Source organism: Planococcus sp. RAB007_Raresut, assembly GCF_057369535.1.
In genome coordinates, this window is sequence record NZ_JBXYIF010000006.1 from 177,616 (window position 1) to 199,801 (window position 22,186).

The 22,186-nt window shown below is 46.9% G+C and carries 23 protein-coding genes and 1 riboswitch; of the genes, 6 read left to right on the forward strand and 17 right to left on the reverse strand.

What is annotated here, in order from left to right; genetic code table 11:
* Nucleotides 1-87 precede the first annotated feature (87 nt).
* From AC2Q9J_RS13670 to AC2Q9J_RS13680, 3 genes are all read right to left on the reverse strand, one after another.
* The gene (locus tag AC2Q9J_RS13670; RefSeq protein WP_499040766.1) at nucleotides 88-648 is read right to left on the reverse strand and encodes an MEDS domain-containing protein; all 561 of its coding nucleotides are present in this window, start codon (nucleotides 646-648) and stop codon (nucleotides 88-90) included.
* A gap of 336 nt (nucleotides 649-984) precedes the next feature.
* Nucleotides 985-1,350 carry a hypothetical protein gene (locus AC2Q9J_RS13675; protein ID WP_499040768.1) on the reverse strand — a complete coding sequence of 122 codons (366 nt, stop codon included), beginning with the start codon at nucleotides 1,348-1,350 and terminating at the stop codon, nucleotides 985-987.
* Nucleotides 1,351-1,484: 134 nt separating this feature from the next.
* A complete protein-coding gene (locus AC2Q9J_RS13680) occupies nucleotides 1,485-2,561 on the reverse strand; it encodes a saccharopine dehydrogenase family protein (RefSeq protein WP_499040770.1) in 1,077 nt (358 codons plus the stop codon).
* A gap of 126 nt (nucleotides 2,562-2,687) precedes the next feature.
* Nucleotides 2,688-2,787: riboswitch (purine riboswitch) on the forward strand.
* Between the two features lie 71 nt (nucleotides 2,788-2,858).
* Here AC2Q9J_RS13680 and AC2Q9J_RS13685 point away from each other — a divergent pair.
* Entirely contained in the window at nucleotides 2,859-4,034 is a 1,176-nt protein-coding gene (locus tag AC2Q9J_RS13685; RefSeq protein WP_499040772.1) for an MFS transporter, read from the forward strand.
* Between the two features lie 412 nt (nucleotides 4,035-4,446).
* On the opposite strand, the gene AC2Q9J_RS13690 is transcribed toward AC2Q9J_RS13685, so the two are convergent.
* Complete coding sequence (locus tag AC2Q9J_RS13690) at nucleotides 4,447-5,412, reverse strand: nuclease-related domain-containing protein (RefSeq protein WP_499041069.1); 966 nt, start codon at nucleotides 5,410-5,412, stop codon at nucleotides 4,447-4,449.
* 619 nt (nucleotides 5,413-6,031) lie between these two features.
* Nucleotides 6,032-6,916 (reverse strand): proline iminopeptidase-family hydrolase, encoded by an 885-nt coding sequence (locus tag AC2Q9J_RS13695; protein ID WP_499040774.1) that lies wholly within the window; start codon nucleotides 6,914-6,916, stop codon nucleotides 6,032-6,034.
* Between the two features lie 181 nt (nucleotides 6,917-7,097).
* On the opposite strand from AC2Q9J_RS13695, the gene AC2Q9J_RS13700 reads away from it, so the two are divergent.
* Nucleotides 7,098-8,405, forward strand: a complete 1,308-nt coding sequence (locus AC2Q9J_RS13700) for an acetamidase/formamidase family protein (RefSeq protein ID WP_499040776.1) — start codon at nucleotides 7,098-7,100, stop codon at nucleotides 8,403-8,405.
* 217 nt (nucleotides 8,406-8,622) lie between these two features.
* A complete protein-coding gene (locus AC2Q9J_RS13705; protein ID WP_233208556.1) occupies nucleotides 8,623-9,111 on the forward strand; it encodes a hypothetical protein in 489 nt (162 codons plus the stop codon).
* Nucleotides 9,112-9,220: 109 nt separating this feature from the next.
* Here the strand turns inward: AC2Q9J_RS13705 and AC2Q9J_RS13710 are convergent, their stop codons facing one another.
* Nucleotides 9,221-10,027, reverse strand: coding sequence for an alpha/beta hydrolase (locus AC2Q9J_RS13710; protein WP_499040778.1), 807 nt, complete (start codon nucleotides 10,025-10,027; stop codon nucleotides 9,221-9,223).
* 235 nt (nucleotides 10,028-10,262) lie between these two features.
* Between AC2Q9J_RS13710 and arr the strand changes: the two genes are divergently transcribed.
* Nucleotides 10,263-10,679 carry an NAD(+)--rifampin ADP-ribosyltransferase gene (arr, locus tag AC2Q9J_RS13715; RefSeq protein ID WP_499040779.1) on the forward strand — a complete coding sequence of 139 codons (417 nt, stop codon included), beginning with the start codon at nucleotides 10,263-10,265 and terminating at the stop codon, nucleotides 10,677-10,679.
* A 307-nt stretch (nucleotides 10,680-10,986) separates the two neighbouring features.
* Here arr and AC2Q9J_RS13720 read toward each other — a convergent pair whose 3' ends face one another.
* The 7 genes from AC2Q9J_RS13720 to AC2Q9J_RS13750 form a co-directional block, all read right to left on the reverse strand.
* A complete protein-coding gene (locus AC2Q9J_RS13720; RefSeq protein ID WP_499040781.1) occupies nucleotides 10,987-11,946 on the reverse strand; it encodes a nuclease-related domain-containing protein in 960 nt (319 codons plus the stop codon).
* 287 nt (nucleotides 11,947-12,233) lie between these two features.
* Nucleotides 12,234-12,404, reverse strand: coding sequence for a hypothetical protein (locus AC2Q9J_RS13725; protein WP_499040783.1), 171 nt, complete (start codon nucleotides 12,402-12,404; stop codon nucleotides 12,234-12,236).
* Nucleotides 12,388-12,858 carry a DinB family protein gene (locus AC2Q9J_RS13730; RefSeq protein ID WP_499040785.1) on the reverse strand — a complete coding sequence of 157 codons (471 nt, stop codon included), beginning with the start codon at nucleotides 12,856-12,858 and terminating at the stop codon, nucleotides 12,388-12,390. The genes AC2Q9J_RS13725 and AC2Q9J_RS13730 overlap by 17 nt, the downstream gene beginning before the upstream one ends.
* A gap of 132 nt (nucleotides 12,859-12,990) precedes the next feature.
* Entirely contained in the window at nucleotides 12,991-13,419 is a 429-nt protein-coding gene (locus AC2Q9J_RS13735) for a hypothetical protein (protein ID WP_499040787.1), read from the reverse strand.
* Nucleotides 13,420-13,645: 226 nt separating this feature from the next.
* A complete protein-coding gene (locus AC2Q9J_RS13740) occupies nucleotides 13,646-15,076 on the reverse strand; it encodes a carbon starvation CstA family protein (RefSeq protein ID WP_499040788.1) in 1,431 nt (476 codons plus the stop codon).
* A gap of 708 nt (nucleotides 15,077-15,784) precedes the next feature.
* Nucleotides 15,785-16,819, reverse strand: a complete 1,035-nt coding sequence (locus AC2Q9J_RS13745) for a zinc-binding alcohol dehydrogenase family protein (protein WP_499040790.1) — start codon at nucleotides 16,817-16,819, stop codon at nucleotides 15,785-15,787.
* Between the two features lie 146 nt (nucleotides 16,820-16,965).
* Nucleotides 16,966-17,322: a winged helix-turn-helix transcriptional regulator gene (locus AC2Q9J_RS13750; RefSeq protein ID WP_499040792.1), complete on the reverse strand. Its 357-nt coding sequence runs from the start codon at nucleotides 17,320-17,322 to the stop codon at nucleotides 16,966-16,968.
* 119 nt (nucleotides 17,323-17,441) lie between these two features.
* On the opposite strand from AC2Q9J_RS13750, the gene AC2Q9J_RS13755 reads away from it, so the two are divergent.
* Nucleotides 17,442-18,500 carry an LLM class flavin-dependent oxidoreductase gene (locus tag AC2Q9J_RS13755; protein WP_499040793.1) on the forward strand — a complete coding sequence of 353 codons (1,059 nt, stop codon included), beginning with the start codon at nucleotides 17,442-17,444 and terminating at the stop codon, nucleotides 18,498-18,500.
* Between the two features lie 12 nt (nucleotides 18,501-18,512).
* On the forward strand, nucleotides 18,513-19,079 hold the full coding sequence (locus AC2Q9J_RS13760) for an NADPH-dependent FMN reductase (RefSeq protein ID WP_499040795.1): 567 nt from the start codon (nucleotides 18,513-18,515) through the stop codon (nucleotides 19,077-19,079).
* 165 nt (nucleotides 19,080-19,244) lie between these two features.
* Here AC2Q9J_RS13760 and AC2Q9J_RS13765 read toward each other — a convergent pair whose 3' ends face one another.
* The 4 genes from AC2Q9J_RS13765 to AC2Q9J_RS13780 all read right to left on the reverse strand — a co-directional run bounded on the left by AC2Q9J_RS13765 (nucleotide 19,245) and on the right by AC2Q9J_RS13780 (nucleotide 22,084).
* Nucleotides 19,245-19,895 carry a hypothetical protein gene (locus tag AC2Q9J_RS13765; protein ID WP_499040797.1) on the reverse strand — a complete coding sequence of 217 codons (651 nt, stop codon included), beginning with the start codon at nucleotides 19,893-19,895 and terminating at the stop codon, nucleotides 19,245-19,247.
* Nucleotides 19,896-20,027: 132 nt separating this feature from the next.
* Complete coding sequence (locus AC2Q9J_RS13770; protein WP_499040798.1) at nucleotides 20,028-20,306, reverse strand: toxin-antitoxin system YwqK family antitoxin; 279 nt, start codon at nucleotides 20,304-20,306, stop codon at nucleotides 20,028-20,030.
* A 78-nt stretch (nucleotides 20,307-20,384) separates the two neighbouring features.
* The gene (locus AC2Q9J_RS13775; RefSeq protein WP_499040799.1) at nucleotides 20,385-21,167 is read right to left on the reverse strand and encodes an ABC transporter permease; all 783 of its coding nucleotides are present in this window, start codon (nucleotides 21,165-21,167) and stop codon (nucleotides 20,385-20,387) included.
* Nucleotides 21,164-22,084 (reverse strand): ABC transporter ATP-binding protein, encoded by a 921-nt coding sequence (locus tag AC2Q9J_RS13780; RefSeq protein ID WP_499040801.1) that lies wholly within the window; start codon nucleotides 22,082-22,084, stop codon nucleotides 21,164-21,166. Before AC2Q9J_RS13780 ends, AC2Q9J_RS13775 begins: the two co-directional genes overlap by 4 nt.
* Nucleotides 22,085-22,186: the final 102 nt, after the last annotated feature.

Sequence of the window (22,186 nt, forward strand, 5' to 3'; positions counted from 1 at the left end):
TGACGCAATGAAAAAAAGGTATTCCGCCGACTGCAGCGAAGCACCTTTTCTCCTTTGAATCCTATTCAATTTAAGCGCTGCTGGTGTTCAAGAAGCCGTGATTACATTAATCCGGTCATCCTCCATCAGATAATTATGCCGAGCCCGCAACTGCATTTGCAGTTCCTCTGGAACCCGTAGCGAATCATAGGCACAAACAGCGATAAACTTGTTGTCTGTTATGAACTTGCTCGCACTTTCGTCATAAATGAGGATTTCTTCTTTCATATCCTTGCCGCTTCCCCATTCTACATGGCCCCATGTCCGGAAAAATTGCCCCTTGCTTGCCGCTGCCTGAAGTGTGTCTTTAAAGTAATGAATGATTGAAACCGGAAGAAAATTCCCTTCACTCCAATAGAACTCGAAGTTATTCGCGAATCGGACAGATTTCAGTTCATCTTCCGTCACCAAAGGTTTCAGCCGCTGATAGATCACTGGAGTAAGGCGCGGATTTTCAACTATGAAAATATAATCACCATTTTGAATGCCATCCAAAATGAAAACCAGGATATTATTAATATAAGCTTCTTTTTCTTCGCTTAAATAAAAAATATGAGCGCCATCGGTTTGGCGTATTGAAGATGTAAGCTCTGGAATTTTTCTCTCCAAGATATTCTCTCCTGCCTGTGGGGTTGTTTTATTTCCTCTTGTTCAAATTCGGATTTTAAAGTAAATATAAGATGCCAAGGAAACTAATATGTTAAATGATAACTTACTGCTTCCCGGCAGTCTATTTTTAGTGCTTAGCAGCATTTGAATAATTGTACTTTAACTTCTCTTTTTTTTCGCTGTGTTATCGGTATGGAGACGACATAAAAAACACTGAAATATTTTCAGTGTTTTGGAGGTAATTCAGTTAGGAAGCAATAAAATCTGCATCCTAATTCAATATTAAAAAAGAAGTATTCTTTTGATGCATACTTAAATGAATCCAGTTGGCGTCTCTCATTCATTCCGCTCGTATTTGCCATCTCTAATCGCTTTTCTAAATTTCCCGTCTTCCTCTTGAACCGCAATCGCTTCTTCTGGACTGATTCCTTGAATCGAATAATACTTTGTTCCTTTTTCGTATTCATTGGAGAAATTGCCCTTATACGTACCTTCCATGTCGGAATAAACCGTAACCTCACCAATCTCTTCTTCCACATCCCGCACATATTCCTCGCCCAACTGATAGATATAATCATCCCAGACCACAAACGAAGAAGCCCAGTCGGCTGAAGAGGCATTGGGATTTGCAATTGAACACGCTGAAAGGATTGCAATTGCCGTTAATAGTGCTGCCAACAACTTTATCCGATTCCGTTTCAAAAGAGCCCACCTCTTTTCTGCAACTTTACTATTGGTACGTTTCAATTTGACTATAAGTTTCAGAATCAGTAAAAAATAAAAGCAACCCAGTCAGAGAAGCCTCACTTCTGATGGATTGCTTTATTCCGTTAACACTATGCCCCTGGATAAATCGTCTCTTCCTCAAACTTGCCGGATCCCGGCAGCTCTTCGATCAATCCTGAGCCGAACAGCATCGCCGGCGTGTAGCTCCCTTTCGGAAACTCTCCACCCAGCAAGCGGCTGACCGATTCAAGTGCGCCATAAACCGTCAAATCGTAGACGTTCGCCGTTTTGATCCGAACCGTTTTTATGACGCCTTCCGCGTTTCGCGCTTCTCCCCAGATATAAGCGGGCGCGCCTTCGCGCAGGGTTTCATCCGGCCCTTTCACCCGGCTGTCCACTAAATTCTTCAGCGCCTTCTGGATAGGCGGCAGCGTGATTATTGCGCCTGCGCTGCCGAAAATCCGCGCGCCAAAAATGCGCGATTTTTTCATCGGAATCCAAGTCGCGATGTTCGGAATCCCGGTCGTGTGGAATGCGGTCGACACGTCGCCCCACGGAATGCCCATCGCTGAACGGGTGCCGCGGCCGAAATCGATAGTGCGGTGCTGGCTTCCGATCGGCACCGGTATCAATTGGCCGTTCTGCCGCTCCGCACTGCCGGACCCCATCCCTTCGATCATCGTTTTGTACGTGCCCGGCGAAATGCCTGAATCCGAATCAAATCCGAGCGAAAGACTGCTTGCATCCGGCATCAGCTCTTTCAGCTTGAGTGCTGTGCAGTCTGTCGGAATCACATCGAATCCGACACCCGAACAAATGGTGATGCCCGCTTCTTTCGCTTTCGCATCCTGCGCAAAACTGTGTTCAAAAACGGAAATTTCACCGGTGATATCCATATAATCGGCCCCCGCCTCAAGGCATGCCTTGATCATCGGTGCGCTCGTTTTCTGAAATGGACCGGCGCAGTGCAGCACAAGTGCGACATCAGACAGATTTTCAGCCGCTGAAGGACCTACCGGAAATACGCGCGTTTCAAGTTCCAGCTCTCTGCCCAGCGGTTTCAGCTTATCGGGGTTGCGCCCCGCCAGCACAGGATTCCAGCCACGCTTTTTCGCTTCCCTCGCGATCAATTCCCCTGTATAGCCATAAGCTCCGTAAATCAGCCATTTTTTCTGCACTTGCTCCACTTCCTTTTCTCCTAAAATTAAGGTTTCTCAAATCATACCTTTTGAAATGGATGCGTTCAAATTTTATTCTCCCTATTTTACCGGCTTGCACAAAGATTTTTTATGTAGTAAGATTTTCAAAGTGAGCAATTAAATACTTGCACTCTCTGTATAACCTTAAGAATACGGCTTAAGGGTCTCTACCAGGAACCGCAAAATCCTGATTACAGAAAACGACTTTTTCGTTTTCTGTAATCAGGATTTTTTTATTTTCTGACAAATTGAGCAATTTCATATTGGAAAGGAAGCGTAATTGCAATGAATTTGAAAGTTTATATCTTAGCATTATCCACGGTCGCAGTCGGGCTTGTGGAATTGATTGTCGGAGGAATACTCCCGACGATAGCCGATGAATTCGATGTATCGGTAAGTTCAGCGGGCCAGCTGATCACTTTATTCGCATTGGTCTATGCGATTGCCGGTCCGGTCCTGTTGGTGGCGACCAGCCGTTTCGAGCGCAAGAAAGTCTACCTGATTTCCTTGTTCATCTTTTTCCTCGGTAACATCATGACGTTTTTCAGCCCTGACTTTACCTGGATGATGATTGCACGGATTCTGACGGCTGCAAGTACAGCGCTCATCATCGTCCTGTCTCTTACCATCGCCGCAAAAATTGTCGAGCCGCCTTACCGGGCGAAAGCGATCGGCCTGATTTTCATGGGTGTCTCTTCGTCGCTCGTTCTCGGCGTCCCACTTGGCATCCTAATTTCGGATGCATTCGGATGGCGCTTCATCTTCCTTGGCATCGCCGCATTGTCCATCGGCTCGATGGCGCTGATCGCGCTTTACATCCAGCCGATCCCAGGCAGTAAGGCGATTCCGCTGAAGCAGCAATTAAAAGCGGTAGCCAGCGCAAAAATCGGCACCGCCCACCTGGCGACAATGTTCATGCTGGCGGGTCATTACACCGTCTACGCTTATTTCACGCCGTTTCTTGAAACAACGTTGAACTTGAATCCTTTCTGGGTCAGTGTCTGTTACCTGGTCTTCGGTATCGCTGCAGTAAGCGGCGGCGCAATCGGCGGCACCATGTCCGATTCGATCGGCTCGAAGAAAAGCATCCTGATCGTCATTTCCGCATTTGCGGTCTCGCTGTTCCTGTTGCCATTCACCACATTTTCACTAGTAATCTTCATGCCGGTAATGGTCGTGTGGGCAGCGCTCAGCTGGGCTCTCGCTCCGCCGCAGCAAAGCTATCTGATCGAAACGGATCCTACCACATCCGACATCCAGCAGAGTTTCAATAACTCCGCGCTGCAAGTCGGCATCGCGCTAGGCTCCGCAATCGGCGGCTTCACGCTGGCGCAAACCGGTTCCGTCACCAGCACCTCCTGGGTAGGCGGTGTCATCGTGCTCGGCGCACTCGGTTTTGCCGTCTTCTCGTTAACGCGTCCGGCGGTTAAGCGGAATGAAAGCGAAATAGAGAGTATGTAATATGAAAGATGGCCGCGAAATGATTTCGCGGCCATCTTTTTTGGGTTTTGATCTTAATAAGGGGCTTTTCGCGTGCGAAAAGCTTCCTTAATTCTTAAATTAGCAAGAAAATGGCGGTTGCGAATGTCGCAACCGCTTTTTTCATACGATTAGAAAGATGATTATCTTTAAAAAGATGCTTCGATCTTAATAAATCGCTTTTCGCCCGCGAAAAGCATCATTATTGGGTTTACCGGTGAGAGGCGGAAGCTGGGTTTTGGGTTTATCGGCGATTTTTTGGGGTTTATCGTCGATTCTTCACCTTTTATCGTCGATTTTTTTGAGTTTATCGTCGATTATTCTAGGTTTATCGTCGATTTTCAACCGTTTATCGTCGATTCTCCATTTTCTCCCGAAAAAAGGAGTAGCCAGATCAATTGTTTTTAATTTTGTAGACACGCGTCTTCCTTTCGCCCGTCACCTCAAGGTCGTACTTCGCTAATATCCGCCACACAGCAGCAGGCTCAACAACACCACTAAACTCCCGAAACTTCCTATTCGTCAGCTCACTATCTATCAATGAAAAATATTCCTGCACCGCCAGTCTGTCGGCAGCCGCATCTTTATTGCCGCAGGCCGCGCAAATCCAGGATTTCTTTACACGCTGCATGCCGTGGCTGCAGCATTTATTGCAATAGACGCCGGTTTTCACATCTCGCAGATCGAGCTTATAAAACTTGCTCAAAGGGGATAATTTAAAGGGGACCTGGTTTGCCGCAATCAGTTTCTTGATGTCCTCAAGCGGACGGGAAACGGCGGTTAGGGGACTGTCCCGAAGAATTCGGTAGAGATATTGATTCATCTGGTACGTTTTGCAGATCAAAGCGTCCGAAGGCTTCGTGTGGAATACACAACTGTTTGCAGTGTATACAATCAAACCAGTGACGGGCAAATTGATATTGTGGAGCTTAAACCATTTCCGGATAAAATGGATATGCTTATTCAGCTGGAACACTGGATTATCCATAGTCAGGATTTCGCCACTCGGCATGTCCTTCCTGTAATATTCCTCATTCACCAGGTCATAATGGATTTCACCGCTGACATTCTTGGAATCCATCACTATGGCACAACGGTCAGTCAGCAGCAGACCGTCAATCTGAACCGCCCACTCGCCCAACACCATATTCAGATCCCATACAGGCAAATAATTACCTTCGTATGAAAATTCCCGAAATTTCTTCACCATCTTGCCTTCGCCGCGAATTCCGGCAGCCGCCCGGTACAACTGGTTTTCCAGGTATTCACGCTCCTTATGGTTCGATGAAATCCGCTTCAACAAACACTCAATCGCTAACGTTTTAGGCAATAAATCCAGTTCCGCTTTTATACATTTCACTCCCTTCAAATTTTAAATTCCGCCTATATTTCTACTGTGAACGAAGCATTATTCACGCTTTAATAGTAACATATTACCATTAATGCCAATATAAATTTCTTAGGCCTCAACCTACAGAGAAATATAGAATGGAACAGTTTGCCGCAGCAAACTGCTGGGGCTCGTGAGCTGAGGAGCGCTCGCGAACCCGAAAGACCAAACATCCCACTTTCCAATAATTCCATTTAAACCCATAAAGTCCTGTGATAAGCTTAATTTAGGAAGTAACCAGATCCAGCTACACCTAAAACTCAGGGGGGATTCTTTGAAATTTTTTAAAATCATATTCTGGCTGACGGGTGCCTTATTTCTACTTGTCGCAGCCAATCATTTTTTCAACCCTCATTTCACAGGAAGTGTGACTCTTTCCTTTGCCCTATGTTTCGCAATATTCACCTTATCCGGCATCGATGGATACCTGAATCAGCAAAAAAAGACAGCAATATTCTACTTCTTTACGGGTACTCTCTGCTTTTTCGCCCTAATGGTAGAACTTTTTGGTACGAATCAAGTTTGATGATTTCCTTAACTCAAAAACCGTTAACCCTGATAGAAGGTTAACGGTTTTTTACTACTTATTTTACGCCCCCGGCTTCATCTCCTGCCGGTTCACCCATTCGCGCACCACTTCGACATACGCTTCCGGCTCCTCGACACCCGGCATATGCGAACTGTTTTCAAAAACATGGAATTCCGCATCCGGCACCAGACCCGCATAATATTCCGTTGCTTCCGGCGTCGCTTCGTCATAACGGCCGCAAGTGAATAGAGCCGGAATCTTTATTTCGCCCAAACGGTCTGTCGCATCAAAATGCTTCAGCGTGCCGGTCACCGTAAATTCCGAAGCGCCCCACATATAATTGTAAACCTGGTGATTCATCTGTTTCATATCTTCAACCAGCCCGTCCGGCCATGGATCGACGCGGCACATATGGCGCTTGTAATAAGCCGTCATCGCCTCGTCGTATTCGGCAGAATCGGTGGTTCCTTCGCGCTCGCTCCGCTCAATCGTCTCCTGAATGTCCTCCGGAAATCCCTTCAAATAATTGCGCTGATCCCGTTCCCATCGCTGCGCATCGAGAGCCGGTCCAGAGAATATCACACTGCGGACCCCTTTCGGCTTTTTGAATAGATAAGAGGCGGCGAGCATCGTGCCCCACGAATGCCCGAGCAGATGGAACTCATCCAAGCCCAGCGCCTCGACCACCTGCTCCAATTCTTCAACAAAACGCTCCACTGTCCAAAGCGACGTATCTGTCGGACGGTCCGACTTCCCGCTTCCGAGCTGGTCATACTGAATCACCGGCCGGTCCGTGCCTAGCTGCCGAAGCGGATCGCTGTCACTGCTTTTCGACCCTGGTCCTCCGTGCAGCACGAGCAGCGGTATCCCCGGACCTTTGCCGGTTATGCGGTACCAGACATTTCCTCCATTAACTTCGATATGTCCTACGGTAACATCCTCCATTTATATACAACTCCTTTTCGTATACTCCTTCAATACCCTTTCTGTATGGGAATAAAAATATCCTTTAAATGAACTTCATTTCCTTTCGCACTCTAAAGAACCGACCCTCCAAACTGTGAATCCAACCCTCTACCCACTATAATTAAAATAGTCAGACTATTTAAAAATGAGGAGGATACACGTGAATAAAACAGCTGTTGAGACTTTATTCGTGAATCATTTTGTTGATGGTATACTGGATCCGGAAAAAGAAATGCTGGGGCCGGTGAAAGACGGCGGCACGATTATCGCCAATACGGCGCCGGGCTGTTGGGGGCCGATGATGACGCCGAGCATTATCGGCGGGCACGAAGTGACGAAGCCGGTGTATGTGGAAGGAGCTGAACCGGGAGACGCCATCGCTATCCAGATCCAATCGATTACTGTGACATCACACGCGACAGCTTCAGGCAACGATAAAATGATTGAAGACCGGGCAGACGGCGACGGCTATGTGGCGGCGAAATGTCCGGAATGCGGCACAAAAAACCCCGAAACTGTCATCAGAGGCATCGGTATGGAAGCGATACGCTGCGCCAATTGCGGAGCAGACGCGACGCCTTTTGTCTTTACGAACGGCTACACGATTTTCTTCGGTGAAAAAGGCGATGTCGGTTTGACGTTGCCGCAGGAAGCTGCCGAAACGATTGCGCGCGACGGCCGCGCTTATATGAAAACTCCTGACGAATCGGTGCAGAATCCGGTCGTGACGTTTGCGCCGCACGATTTGATCGGCACGATGGCACGCATGCGTCCGTTTCTTGGACAACTTGGCACGACGCCATCCCGCGCGACCCCCGATTCCCATAACGCAGGTGACTTCGGTTCATTCCTTGTCGGCGCACCGCATGATTATTCAGCCACTCAGGAAGAGTTGGAAACGCACCGGACGGATGGCCATTTGGATGTGAATCGTGTGCGCTCCGGCGCAGTGCTGATCTGTCCAGTGAAAGTCCCAGGAGGCGGCGTTTACCTCGGTGACATGCACGCCATGCAAGGTGACGGCGAAATCGCCGGCCACACAACCGACGTTTCCGGCATCGCTCATCTTCAGGTCAGTGTGCTGAAAGGTATGAACATCAAAGGGCCGATCCTGCTGCCGAATGTAGAAGATCTGCCGTACACCGCGAAACCGTTCACTGCGGAAGAAAAGCACTCTGCCAAGCAAATCGCTGAGACATGGGAAGTCCCTAAAATCGAGGAATCTTACCCGGTATCGTTTATCGGCTCCGGCCCGAATCTCAACGACGCCACCGAAAACGGCTTGAAGCGCGCCGCTGACTTCTTCGGTGTCACTGTACCGGAAATCATGAACCGCGCGACCATCACCGGAGCCATTGAAATCGGCCGCCACCCAGGCGTCGTCACCGTGACGTTCCTGGCACCTGAGCAATATTTGCGGAAGACGGATTTATTTGAGATTGTGAGAAATCAATACGGGCAGCAATGATTAAACCCACTACTTTTATGTATCACACAATATAAAAGAGCAATGCTGATCAGCGTTGCTCTTTTGTACGGTTGAATATATTTTCTCACCTATATTTATTTTCATTTAAACGGAACTTACCTTCATACAGAACGTATCATATATATCAATTGACGAGATGCTCAGTTTCAAACAGGTGGACCGGATAGTTGAGCAGAAGAATTCGGGGGCGGAGAAATTGAAAAAGAAAGTATGGCTAGTGGGTTCGATTGTTGCATTAATTGTATTGGGCATTTATCTCCTGGTGTTCTTCAAGCCGCCACTCGAGGTTGGCGCCATTTTTACAGACGGAGATAAAAAATCAGTGGTGGTCAGTGTCGGCAATAAAGGATTGCAGCATGTGAAGATACTGGATGTGAAAGTGAATAACAATAACAAACCAGATGAAACAAAGATTCAAGTCAGCAACAATTTGCTCGGCTTTACTATCTCCCATGATTTTGATAGCCCTGAAGCGGCAGAATTTAATTTCACGGATCCAGAAGAAGTTGTGATCAATACAGGAACCTCGCCCACTGACAATTACAAAAAGATGGATAATGGGACTGCAACTGTGGATGATGAAATTTATGGAATCAGTGTTTTATATCCAACAGCCATATTCAAAGTGGACATTACATACAGTTATTTAGGAATTCCATTCAATGAAACTGTGGTTCTCAATTAACAGGCCTACATACAATATAGCTATTATCATTTGCGCCGTCATCTAAACACCAAAACCATGACCGGAGAAATTGCCGGCCATGGTTTTTCAGTCATTTTTACTATTCATTTCACAGACGCTCTTGTATCCACTCCACCACTTCATCATAAATTTTATACTTGGATGGCTCATTAAAGATTTCGTGCATCAACGACGCATAGATTTTTAACGTTTTGTCTGCAGAACCGATCTCTCCGTAAAAGTCGCGAGAATCTTTTTCAGCGACAAGCCCGTCTTCATTGCCATGCAGCACAAGCACTGGGTCCGTAAAATTTTCGGCATTCGTTTTCAGCCAGTCAATGCCGGTTCCAAACTGATTGATAAGGGCGACCGAAATCTTCTTTTCCACCATCGGGTCATTGGCATAGGCTTCGACCACAGCCGGATCGCTACAGACGCCTTCGCCGAGTTCATTGTCCAGGTACGTATCTTCCGGCAAGTCCATCGGCAGCTGACCGAACAGCTGATTGTTGTAGCGGGTCAGCGCACCGGATAAGACGATCCCCGCTGCCTGTCCCGGATATTTCGTACCGAACGCTGCTGCTGTGAAGCCGCCCATACTGTGACCGATGAGAAAAATCGGCGTATCTGAATTCTCTTCCTTAGCCAGGTCCATAATAGTTTTCAAATCATCCGGCATTTCATTGAAATCGTCAAAATGCGTACGCTTTCCGTCAGACCGAGCATGTCCGCGCTGTTCATAGCGGTAGACAGTGAAACCGTTGCTCAACAGCGTTTTAGCCAGCGCATCATAACGGCCCAGATGCTCGGCTAAACCGTGTGAAATCACAGCCACCGCCCGTTGATCCTCAGCCGCATCCTTTCGGCTGAACAATTGCGTACCATCAAAAGATTCAATCATCCGTTCTTCTGCCATCGAATTTCCTCCATTCAATTAAAACTTATCCCTTGTACCATTCTCCATGAAAATGAAAAAACCCTTCTGAAATGGCCGGCGCGCGGTTCATTCAGAAAGGTTTATAAATTTTTAGTTGCCGTTCTCTATATCTTTATTATACACCCAATAAAAAATGATTAACAGACTACTTTTTCGCGAATCCCTGTCCTATACTGTTACATAAACAAGTAAACCAAACAGGAGGCAGACTAATATGAATGAACAAAATGATGTCCTCGACCTCGGCCCTTTCTTCCACGGAACGAAAGCAGAATTAGCTCTTGGCAGCCTGCTCGAAGCGCAAAACCTCTCAAATTACCAGGACAAAAAATCGAATTACATCTATTTCACCGCGACATTGGAAGCGGCCAAATGGGGAGCCGAGCTGGCAGCCGGTGATGCCCGGGAACGAATCTATCTCGTCGAGCCGCAAGGCGAATTCGAGAACGACCCGAACCTGACCGACAAACGTTTCCCCGGCAACCCGACCCGCTCGTACCGGTCGAAGTCGCCGCTGAAAATAGTCGCTGAATTGGGTGCCTGGCAGCGTCATTCCGATGAAGAGATCGATCACATGCTGAACTCGCTGAAATCATTGCGTGAACAAGGCAAAGACGTCATCATCGATTGACTCGAAATAAAAATTGTCATGCTTGACCCATTTTCTTCTTAATAGCGAGCAGATTGATAGGGTTTGACCTTTATAAGGGGCTTTTCGCTGGCGAAAAGCGTCCTTTTTTGTTTTTTTGTTCTTTTTGTTGGGTGGATGGGTGGCGAGTAATGAGGTTATCCGCGGCTGGGCGGTGTTTATCCGCGGCTAGATTGCTTTTATCCGCGCCTACGCGACGTTTATCCGCGCCTAGAGATCGTTTATCCGCGGCAAACCCCCGTTTATCCGCGCCAAACAAAAAGCCGCCTATTTAAGAGGCGGCTAAGAATTATTTTCCCAGACTGTAAGAACGCGACTTCAAGTCGCCCGCGGGGATCAGCTCACGCTGCAGCAATATCCGCCTTGCTGCGTGAGGCGACTCAAGATGGCAGAAGTCACGCAATTGTTTATTCGTTATGCGGTTACCAATCAGCGCAAAATATTCCAGCACCGCAAACTGGGCAGCGCCGCTGTCTTTGAAGCCACAATCGGAACACTGCCATGTCTTGTGCCACCGCTTCATGCTGTAACTTTTGCAGCCGCGGCAATAGACGCCCGTCTTTATATCTTTCGGGTCTATGTGATAGAACTCGCATAATGGGGATTTTTTAAAGGGGATCTGATTAGCTAAGATCATTTTTTTAATTTTGCTGATTTTATGTGAAGAAGCTTCTTGAGGATATTGTTCAAGTATGTGATACAGGTATTGATTCATCTGATACGTTTTACAAATAGAAGCGCCTGATGGTTTTGAATGGAACTCGCACTGATTCGCTGTAAAAATGATCAGCCCAGTCACCGGCAAATTGACTTTATGCGATTTGAGCCATCTTTCCAGGAATCGGATGTGCTTCTTCAATTGGATGACAGGATTTTCTAACGTGATTTTATTTCCTTCCTTAAAAGTCTTTTTATAAAACTCATCATTTGCCGCATCAAAGTGGAGCTCGTCGCTGATATTCTTCGACTCCAAGATGATCGCGCACCCATTCGTCAATAACAGTCCGTCCATCTGCACAGCCCAGTTGCCTATTTCCATATTCAAATCCCAAACCGGCTGGAAATCCTCGTCGATGTAAAACTCCTTAAACTTGTTGATCATCTTGCTTTCCCCGCGTATTCCGGCAGAAGCCCGGTAAAGCCGAATCTCCAGAAACTCCCGGTCAGGATGATTTTTCGGCAGACGCCCCAACAAACTTTCAAGCGCCTCCACTTTCGTTAACCCTCCAATTTTCGTGTCTATCGCCATCACCTCTTTCGTAGAATAAAACAAGTATAGCATTTCATAATAAAATAAACTGTTTTTTCTAAATATTTATATTATGTCATCTCCCTTTCATGGTTTATAACTGAAAATGCTTACATACTACTAATAAAACCTGGGGCGTGCATCAATCCTCCGATTATAGAAGCTTTTTCAGTTGATAATCCTGCTTGGCGAGCCTCTATTTTCGGGTTATCCGCGGCTGAGTGGCGTTTATCCGCGGCTACGGGAAGTTTATCCGCGCCTAGAAGTCTTTTATCCGCGCCTAGACATCATTTATCCGCGGCAAAACCCCATTTATCCGCGGCAGCCTCAAAATCAGCAAAAAAATCAAAAAAAGCTGCCCGCTCCCCAACTAATGGGGGAGCAAGAGCAGCTTCTGATGAGATAATGACTCTTTCCGAAATAGTATGCAAGCCTGGCAGTTCAGCTTTCTCCTTCATTCGACGGCCAGTCACCTTTAATTTTCCGCGCAAACACTACTTGCCCGGCATGGTACGTATTATGCAGAACGATTGTCTGCAAACAGTCGCCTCGGGTGTCTTCCCGTCCGGGGACCACTTTTTCCAGTAAATCTTTCGTGGATTCCTGCTCGGCTTCTTCCAGTCCTTTCAGGAAATAAGCAATAGCCGAATCCCACTCATCTTCACTTTCCGGCGACGGCGTATGCGGCCAGGATTCCTCATCGGGATTCTGGCTTTTCGGCGTTTGGCCGTTCAGCAGATCCAGCATATAATCCTGCCAATAATTCATATGGAATAATAATTCCCAGATCGAATGCGGGAAATCACCCGATTTGTCCCCCGCTTCTTGCCAGTCTACCCCGTCAAATACCTTCGCCGTATCGAAATGAGCCCCTTCGCCGTGCAGACTATTTTTGAAAAATTGCCCGTTCATAAAATTCCTCCTTCTGTCATCAAATAAAGCTGTCTCCCTTATACTTACCTATTCCACATAGATGGAAAACATCCTGTTACTATTATCGTTCAAGTGAAATTATCGCCATTAAAAACTCACTTTTAAAAAGGCTCAGAAGGTGAAAGTATAAATCAGGTATAGCAGCCCAATCACTGGAACAGCAAAAATTACAGTTATTATTGCACTTTTCACATTCAAATATTTGTATTCAAAGAAAGCTTTTAAAACGATTAAAAGGATCCATATTGCAAACATGATTAATTTAAAATAATAAAACATGCCCATAATCGCAGGAGTAAGAGAGCTGATTGTAAGTACAAAAACAAACCAAACTTCTATGCGCAATAAAGGCAGCGCAACAATGAGAAGAATGGTGCGCACCATATTTACAGCCCAACCGACCGTTAATGCTGGTGTATGGCTGATTGTTCCTAACTTCATCTTTTTCCTGATCCAAAACTCGATTACCAGCAACAGTAAGATAAATAGATATACATACACGAACATACCCATTTCGAACATTTTGGCAACATCAAACATAACTTTTCACTTCCCCACAATTTTACGAAGCAGAAAAAACCTCCAGCTTAATTTTATCCTTTTTCTATTCTACCTTACTAAATGAAAGAAAATAATCCATTTTTTATTTAGTGGAGAGCTCTTTAGATTATTAATTACAAAGGAGAGAGTTTCAGACGTAAAGAAGGAACAGAAAAACCACACCAGATGCAAACATCCGGTGTGGCAGCATAATTTTTATTCCAAGTCAGTCCACCGCAACGACTGTCTCGACATCGTCGGCGCGATTCTTGCGGGCTTTCGCATAGAACAGTCCAACCGTGATGATGGTCAAGACCAGCCCGATGATGAACGACAGGTTGAGGTCAAGGTTAAAGCCGATTTTCTGATTGAGTATATAGACGAAAACCATATAGGTGATGAAGATTGCCGGCGCCAATGACACCAGGTAATTCTTGCCTTGGATATAGAGGTACATCGTCGCAATCCACAAAGCGATGGCGGCAGTCGCCTGGTTGGCCCAGGAGAAATAACGCCACAATAAGGCGAAATCGATTTGAGTCAGTACCAATGAAACCGCAAATAGCGGAACAGCGATCATCAGGCGCTTCAACACTTTCTGCTGATCCACTTTGATGTAATCAGCAATGATTGAACGCGCAGCGCGGAACGCCGTATCGCCTGATGTGATTGGCAGGACGATGGCACCAAGAACAGCGATCGTACCGCCGACTGCACCTAACAGCGTCATGGAGACTTCATTGACAACAGCAGAAGGAGTTCCTGAACTGATGATGCTTGAAAGCGTCTGGCCGTCGAAGATGCTCATCGCGGCTGCAGCCCAGATCATCGCGATGATCCCTTCCGCAATCATCATGCCGTAGAAAATGTAACGGCCCTGCGATTCATTTTGCGTAGTCCGCGAAATGATCGGCGACTGCGTCGCGTGGAAACCGGACAAGGCTCCACAAGTGATCGTAAAGAACAGCATCGGGAAAATCGGCAAATTGTCCGGATGCAGATTCTCTAAGCGAAGCTCAGGAATTTTATATTCAGAGAACAGCAATGCAATGCCGACGCTAAATGTTCCGATCAAAAGAACGGCTCCGAAATACGGATACAACCGGCCGATGATTTTGTCGATCGGCAAAATTGTCGACAGGAAATAATAGACGAAAATCAAACCGATCAGAATTCCGACTGCCACTTTTCCATCCAGCAGGATTGCGAGCAATGACGCCGGTGTTGTTACGAACACGGTTCCGACAAGCAACAGCAGCAATAACGCAAAGAAGTTGACGAGATGCTTGGATGCCGCACCAAGGAATTTACCGGCAAGCTCCGGAATATGTGCGCCTTTATTGCGGATGGAAATCATGCCCGTCAGGTAATCGTGCACCGCCCCTGCAAAAATACAGCCGATGACGATCCACAGAAATGCGACCGGGCCATACAGCGCTCCCATGATCGGACCGAAGATCGGACCCGTCCCTGCAATATTCAGCAATTGGATCAGCGAGTTTTTATGCTTGTTCATCGGCACAAAATCAATGCCGTCCTGATTGGCGTAAGCCGGTGTTTTCCGACTAGTTATTGGACCAAATAGTTTTTCGATATACTTTCCATATGTAAAATAGGCTGCCACAAGCAACGCAATTGAAACGATAAATGTAATCATATTTTCTCTCCTCTTTTATGTAATCGCTTACAGCAGTAAACAAAAATATCCGCTATCCCAGTTTCATTCTTTCAATGAAGCTATAAGGTAACCGTCATTTTAATACTGCTCTATAGAATATTACAATAATTTTAGAAAGTCAATTTGTTTTTTTGCGCTTTGAGCTAAAACTTTTGGATATAGATTTTAGAATGTAATGGGATGTTAATTTCCAATTTTATGGATTTTCTGTCCATTGGGATGCCGTTACTGTCCGTTACGAACCAAATACTGTCCATTGGAGCCCCAATACTGTCCGTTAGACACCGAATACTGTCCATTACGATTTCTGAACTTCAAAATAGAGCCTCTGAAGTTCGATTTCTGTTCGTGTGACTAGTTTCCAAGAATCATTATTTCCAGTATTTGGAGATACTTTCCAATTTGGGTAAAATACTTTCCAATTCACCCTAAATACATTCCAATTCCAGTGAAATACTTTCTATTTTAACCTAGCGATTAACTGGAAAATATATTGTAAGTTATTTCAAATAAACCCGATGGCCTCTCACCATTTCCGCATAAATATTAATCGCATTCTCTTGTACTTTCGCTTTTCGCCCGCGAAAAGCATCCATTCGTCTTTTGATCTTGACTCTAAATAATCAGTGAAACGAAAAAAAACGTCGACCTCCCCATTAAAAAGAGAAGTCGACGCTTTGTTTATTTTCACTCGAAAGGACCTTCCAACACGATCTTGCCAATCGTCTTGCCAGTCAGCAGATTGGTATAAGCCTCTTTCAGATTTTCCACCGATATCGGTGAGAAATGCTGCGTCATCGTCGAGCGGATTTTGTCGCCGTCCACCCAGTCCGCCAAGTCGTTCAGCATCATGTGCTGGTGGACCATATCGGCCGTCTGGAAAACGGAGCGCGTGTACATGAGTTCGTAGACGAACGTGACACTTTTGCCGAACAGCGCGAGGTCGAGCGGCTTGAACGCCGGCAGGATCGAGCAGATTTTCCCTTGCGGCAGAATCACTTTCGCCATTTCAGCCATGTGCTCGTCGGGGCTGTTCAGGCAGAAAATATAATCCACACCGTTGATGCCCAAGTTCTCCAGCTGTGATCCGAACTCTTCGTGATGATTGATGGTATGGTCGGCGCCGTGATCTTTTGCCCACTCGACCGTCTCGGTGCGGGAAGCTGTGCCGATTACCGTCAAGCCGGCGAGTTTAGCAATCTGCACCGCAATAGAGCCGACGCCGCCTGCCGCTCCAATGATTAGGATATGCCTTCCCTTATTATCTGCTGGATCTTTTGAAACGCCCAATCGCTCATAAAGCGCCTCGTACGCAGTAATACTGGTCAAAGGCAATGCCGCTGCCTGCGCGAAATCAAGGCTCGCCGGCTTTCGGCCGACAATGCGCTCATCCACCAGATGAAATTCGCTTTGCCCGCCTGGCCGATTGTTTGTGCCCGCGTAAAACACTTCATCACCCACATTAAAATGAGAACAGTCTTCACCAGTCGCAACAACCACGCCCGCCACATCGCGGCCAACGACAGTCAGCGACTCGTCGTCTTCCTTTTTGCCGTCGCGCGTACGAAGGTCTGTCGGGTTCACCGATATCGCTTTTACTTCCACAAGCAGATCGCGGCCCGTCGCTGTCGGTTTTTCCTCTTCCACCAATTGAAAATCCATCGCTTCTTCTTTTGATCCCGGTTTGTAAAAACCGAATGTCTTCATCGTTTCTGAATTCATGCTGCATCGCCTCTCCTTCAGTTTCTCTTCTTGGTATAACCGTATGCCCTTCATTTTACACATCGAATTTATGTCTTACAAAATATTGAATTCCGATGAACACAATAAAACCGGGCCTCTTCATTTGATAGAGTGACCCGGTTTACTCATGAAGAACTTTTCAGCTGATTTTCCTGCTTCTCCATTTTATGTTGGGTATGTTTGGCGCCCCATTCGTGCATGGCTTCCAAGATCGGCTCAAGGCTGCGGCCATATTCCGTCATGGAATATTCCACTTTCGGCGGGACCTGCGGATAGACAACACGAGCGATAATATCTTCATCTTCCAGTTCCCGCAATTGCTTCGTCAGCATCTTTTGCGTGATGCCCGGCATATTGCGTTTCAGCTCACTGAAGCGTTTAGTGCCTTCTTGCAGCAGGTATAGAAGAATCACGGGTTTCCATTTTCCGACAAGGATGCCGAGCGCGTCTTCCACGCGGCAATTATCCGGTTTGCGTTCCATAACAACCACTCCCATAGTATCTTTTTGTATACTATAGCACTTTGGAGTGCGTACTTATAATAAAATCACCTATCGCTTATAATGGCTTTATATTGGAAATAGAAGGGCGGATTTATTCAATGGAAAAATATCGCATCAATCCTGACAATGGCCTGGAGTTTGGCATCTATACACTTGGCGACCACTTGCCGGACCCGGCTACAGGTGAAAGAATCTCTGCACAGCAGCGGATTCAGGACATTATCGAATACGCAGGACTTGCGGAACAGGCAGGCGTCGAATTTTTCAGTGTCGGCGAAAGCCATCAGGAATTCTTCGCAACACAAGCCCATGCCGTGGTGCTTTCTGCCATTGCACAGGCGACGAAAAAGATTAAGATCGCCAGTTCTTCGACGATCATCAGCACGTCCGATCCGGTCCGTGTCTACGAAAACTTTGCCACACTCGATTTGATTTCAGGCGGCCGGGCAGAAATTGTAGCGGGACGCGCTTCACGCATCGGGCTGTTCGATTTGCTCGGTTATAACGTCCGCAATTACGAGGAACTGTTCGAAGAAAAATTCGATTTACTTCGGCTGATCAATGAAAACGAAATCGTCAATTGGAGCGGCGAATTCAGGGCACCGCTCCGCAATGCACAGGTACTTCCGCGTCCGGTCAACGGCTCTCTTCCGATTTGGCGCGCAGTGGGCGGCACTCCGGCCAGCGCGATGAAAGCCGGTTATGCCGGTGTGCCGATGTTCATGGCTCACCTTGGCGGCGCCGCTTCAACTTTTAAACGGACAGTCGATGCTTACCGCGACGCGGCTCGGGCAGGCGGTCACAACCCGGATGAATTGCCGATTGCAACAGCTGGCTTTTTCTACGCTGCGGAAGATTCCCAACAAGCGTTGAAAGATTTGTATCCTCATATCAATGAAGGAATGAAACGCACCAACGGCGGCGGCTTCCCGAAACAGCTATTCGCACAAGGCGTCGATCCACATAACATCATGAACATCGGCAGCCCGCAGCAGATCATCGAGAAAATACTGCATCAGCACGAAGTCTTCGGCCATCAGCGCTATATCGCGCAAATTGACTTTGGCGGCATGCCGATGGACAAGCTTAAGCGAAACCTGGAATTGATCGGCACGGAAATCATCCCGGCCATCAAAAAATACACTGCCAAAAATTAAGGAGGAAACGGAATGAAAATCGTAGGCTTATCCGGTTCCCAAATCGGTTCAAAAACAAGAATCGCCATGACTGCAACCATCAAAGCGATTTCAGAGAAATACCCTGACGTGGAAACAGAATTGATTGATTTAGCGGATTATAAAATGGCATTCAGCGACGGCCGCAATTACCTCGATTACGAAGGCGACACCGGCTATGTAACGAAAACCTTGATGGACGCTGACGCCATCGTCATCGGCACACCGATATTCCAGGCTTCCATTCCGGCTGCATTGAAAAACATATTTGACTTGCTGCCGGTCAATGCGTTCCGCGATAAAGTGGTCAGCATGCTGGTGACAGCCGGTTCCGCTAAACATTATATGGTCGCTGACACGCAGCTGAAGCCGATACTCGCTTATATGAAAGCGCAGATGGTCCAGACGTTCGTCTTCGTCGTAGAAGAAGATTTCTACCAAAAAGAAATCATCAACCACGACGTGCTTCTTCGCATTGAGCGACTCGCAGAAGACACGGTGGTGCTGACGGAAACATTTACGAAGATCCGCGAAGAAAAAGAAGCGGAGTATGATTTTTAAAATAAGCTAATGCAAAAAGGAGAGGCACCTGCAGTTTTCAGCAGGTGCCTCTCCTTTACTATTTGCCCAAACCGTTTACACCAGACAGAGCGAAAACACTTAAAAATGAAAATCACTATATTTATTCAGGATATTTTAGTGTTTGAAAATAACTCATCTTCCCTCTTACTCACCTGCCACCAAATAAGCCTTCATTTCCGAAGGGTCATTAATCCCTGCAATGTCATCTTCCATCAAAACCAATGACTTGCCTATGTAGAGAATCTCTAACTTCTTTAACTTGAAATTATTTGATTCCATCTCTTTCAGAAGCTTAAACGCCTTGTCCAGCTCATCCGCTTCATTTGTTGGAACCAATTCATAAGGAGCGTTAACGAACACTCCCCATGAGATGAAATCCAAATTTTCTTCCAGCAAATTTGCATCCTGCACCTTTTTCTCGAAATTCAGATTCACCGCAATCCCATCATAATCCGGGATGTTTGCGGCTACAAACGGCTTTACTAAACGCACTCCTTCATATGACCAATACTCATATGCATACCCATCAAAAAAATTCCCGTCCCTCGAGGCTTCCACATAAAATTCACTGCCTGTGGCACTGGCCGCGGCATAAGTGTAATAACTTCCCCCATTGCGCCAATCAAACCGGAGATCTTCCAGCGAGAATTCATCTTTATACTTCTCCTCGAGGTACGCATTCATCGATGCTTCCGCCTCGTCATATTCCCAAAAGAATCCATAGTGGACATAAGCCGTTATCAATAAACCGCAGACAATAATAAATATGGCTAGATAGCCGATGAGCTTTTTCATGTATACCTCCGCGTCCTGAAGCTTCTTACCAGTATTATACATTGAAACAAAGGGGAAGTTTTGATTATTTAAAAGACCAGATCGGGCAGAACTAAAACAACCGCCACCCCTCAAAAAGGAATAGCGGTCGCCTCATTTATCCCGATTCGTCGTCTTATACTTCTCGCCTTTACTGTCATAAGTAATCCACTCGCCCACCGGCTCACCCTTTTCAAAATGACCCGAGCGTTTCAGCGTGCCATCCGCGCGGTACCATTCCCAATAACCCTCCGGCTGGTCGTCGATTATCCTGCCTTTTGACCAAATTGTTTTTCCATTGGCATGATACTTTATCGTCACGCCATCAATCACATCGAGCTTCTTTTCCTTCACACTTTTCGCTTGCTTCAAGTCGCAATTTTCGTCATTCATGATTTGCCTCCAGACTAATAAAGAATAAATTGAATGGGAATAAATATTCACGTTACATCATTGATTCTACTATTCATTTCACTGCTGATCTGCCCCGAGCCACCAGGCAACTGTCACCGCGAAACCGGCAATTGCCATCAGCGCGACGGTGACAAAACTCAGTGCCGCTAAGCTGCCTGCGGTTCCGGCCATGCCGCTGTAGAGAGCGGGAACGGCCCAGGGAAAATAGGGGCCATAGCCGATGGCCGCAATAATCTGCGCACACACCACCATCAAAATGACGAAGCCGATCGGCGCCAAAAAACCTTTTCCGTAACAGGCAAAAAAGGCGACCGGCGGACATAGCGCAACGGTCAGTAAGGTCGTGGCTGCCAGCAGATAAATCCCTTCTGCCGCTGTCGCTGAAGACCACTCCGGCAAACCGACGCCCATGCCGATCAAGATGCCGATGACAATGACATATAAACTGAGCAGCAGACACGTAAGAAAAATGGCGATGAATTTCGCCAGCACGATGATGCTGCGGTGAACCGGAAGCGACAGCAGATCTTTGATGGTCCGGTCCGCATACTCCCTCCCGAACACCCAGCTTGTCACAAAACCAAAAACGATGAGCCCGCCGACTGCTATGATTTGGGCAAGCAAGCTGAAATACGCCGGCCACGTCGCTTCACCGAAAATCTGGGCTTTGTCCCCGAGTAAACCGGTCGTCCGCGCAAGCTCCGGATCCTTCAGCACAAACATGAAGAAACCGCCCATCAACGGTGCCAACGTAAAAATCACTAGCGTGATCCAAATCATCTTGGATTTACGGATTTTGCTGCCTTCCGCCTGCAGCGCCGCTGTAAAATGCCCCATCATTTCTCTCCTTCTCCTCGGATCGACCGCATGAAATACGTTTCCAGCGATTCCACTTCGACGTTTATGTAAGTTGGCGGAAACCCGATTTCCACAAGTTTCTCCGATACCCTCTCCGGCCGTTCCAGCAGCTCTTTCCCTTCAATCTCAATGAGCCCTTTTTCATTCAAGTGACAGGACACACCTTGTGCCAATAAAACCTCAGCAGCTGCTTTATTATCCCGCGTGCCGACCAGCAGCTTCCGTTCAATCAAGCTGTTCAAGTCATCCGTCCGGAACTCTTCCCCCAAACGTCCTTGATGTATGATTCCGATTTTATCGGCAATCAGCGCCACTTCACTCAGCAAGTGGCTCGACAGGAAAATGCTCACGCCTTTATTGCTGGCCATATCACGAAGCAATTCCCTCACTTCCACAATCCCCGCCGGATCCAGCCCGTTGACCGGTTCATCCAGGATCAGAATATCCGGCTGGTGCAGCATCGCCTTCGCAATGCCAAGCCGTTGCGCATTTCCGAGTGACAGATGCTTGGCTTTCCGTTTTGCGTATGGCGTCAATTTCAATTGATCGATGATCCGTCCGACTGCATCTGTTTCTTTAATCTGGCGCAGCCGCTGAAATAAACGCAGATTCTCTTCCACCGTCAATTCTGGGTAGGCATACGGCGTCTCCACCAGATAACCGACCCGTTCCCACATTTTCGTATTGGAAAGCGTGACCTTCTTGCCGAACAGCGAGCAAGAACCTTCAGTCGGTTTGATCATTCCGAGCATCATGCGGATCGTCGTGGTTTTTCCGGAACCGTTCAATCCGATGAACCCGTAAATCTCCCCTTTCTTCAGTTCCAACGAAAGAGCTTCAACAGCCTGCACATCTTTATACCGCTTTGACAAATTCTCAATCGCAATGACCGTCTCCATCTCCATCCGCTCCTTTATCTTTTATTATTCGCTGAAGAGGGTGGAAAACCTTTTTAGAGGGAATGATAAATAAAAAGAAAAACACCCGATGATTAAAGTCTC

Excerpts from the sequence above, each read along its gene's own strand:
- AC2Q9J_RS13685 (WP_499040772.1), top strand. The coding sequence starts at position 2,859 with ATGAATTTGAAAGTTTATATCTTAGCATTATCCACGGTCGCAGTCGGG.
- AC2Q9J_RS13695 (WP_499040774.1), bottom strand. The coding sequence starts at position 6,916 with ATGGAGGATGTTACCGTAGGACATATCGAAGTTAATGGAGGAAATGTC.
- AC2Q9J_RS13710 (WP_499040778.1), bottom strand. The coding sequence starts at position 10,027 with ATGGCAGAAGAACGGATGATTGAATCTTTTGATGGTACGCAATTGTTC.
- arr (WP_499040779.1), top strand. The coding sequence starts at position 10,263 with ATGAATGAACAAAATGATGTCCTCGACCTCGGCCCTTTCTTCCACGGA.
- AC2Q9J_RS13720 (WP_499040781.1), bottom strand. The coding sequence starts at position 11,946 with ATGGCGATAGACACGAAAATTGGAGGGTTAACGAAAGTGGAGGCGCTT.
- AC2Q9J_RS13725 (WP_499040783.1), bottom strand. The coding sequence starts at position 12,404 with ATGAAGGAGAAAGCTGAACTGCCAGGCTTGCATACTATTTCGGAAAGA.
- AC2Q9J_RS13730 (WP_499040785.1), bottom strand. The coding sequence starts at position 12,858 with ATGAACGGGCAATTTTTCAAAAATAGTCTGCACGGCGAAGGGGCTCAT.
- AC2Q9J_RS13735 (WP_499040787.1), bottom strand. The coding sequence starts at position 13,419 with ATGTTTGATGTTGCCAAAATGTTCGAAATGGGTATGTTCGTGTATGTA.
- AC2Q9J_RS13740 (WP_499040788.1), bottom strand. The coding sequence starts at position 15,076 with ATGATTACATTTATCGTTTCAATTGCGTTGCTTGTGGCAGCCTATTTT.
- AC2Q9J_RS13745 (WP_499040790.1), bottom strand. The coding sequence starts at position 16,819 with ATGAATTCAGAAACGATGAAGACATTCGGTTTTTACAAACCGGGATCA.
- AC2Q9J_RS13750 (WP_499040792.1), bottom strand. The coding sequence starts at position 17,322 with ATGGAACGCAAACCGGATAATTGCCGCGTGGAAGACGCGCTCGGCATC.
- AC2Q9J_RS13755 (WP_499040793.1), top strand. The coding sequence starts at position 17,442 with ATGGAAAAATATCGCATCAATCCTGACAATGGCCTGGAGTTTGGCATC.
- AC2Q9J_RS13760 (WP_499040795.1), top strand. The coding sequence starts at position 18,513 with ATGAAAATCGTAGGCTTATCCGGTTCCCAAATCGGTTCAAAAACAAGA.
- AC2Q9J_RS13765 (WP_499040797.1), bottom strand. The coding sequence starts at position 19,895 with ATGAAAAAGCTCATCGGCTATCTAGCCATATTTATTATTGTCTGCGGT.
- AC2Q9J_RS13770 (WP_499040798.1), bottom strand. The coding sequence starts at position 20,306 with ATGAATGACGAAAATTGCGACTTGAAGCAAGCGAAAAGTGTGAAGGAA.
- AC2Q9J_RS13775 (WP_499040799.1), bottom strand. The coding sequence starts at position 21,167 with ATGATGGGGCATTTTACAGCGGCGCTGCAGGCGGAAGGCAGCAAAATC.
- AC2Q9J_RS13780 (WP_499040801.1), bottom strand. The coding sequence starts at position 22,084 with ATGGAGACGGTCATTGCGATTGAGAATTTGTCAAAGCGGTATAAAGAT.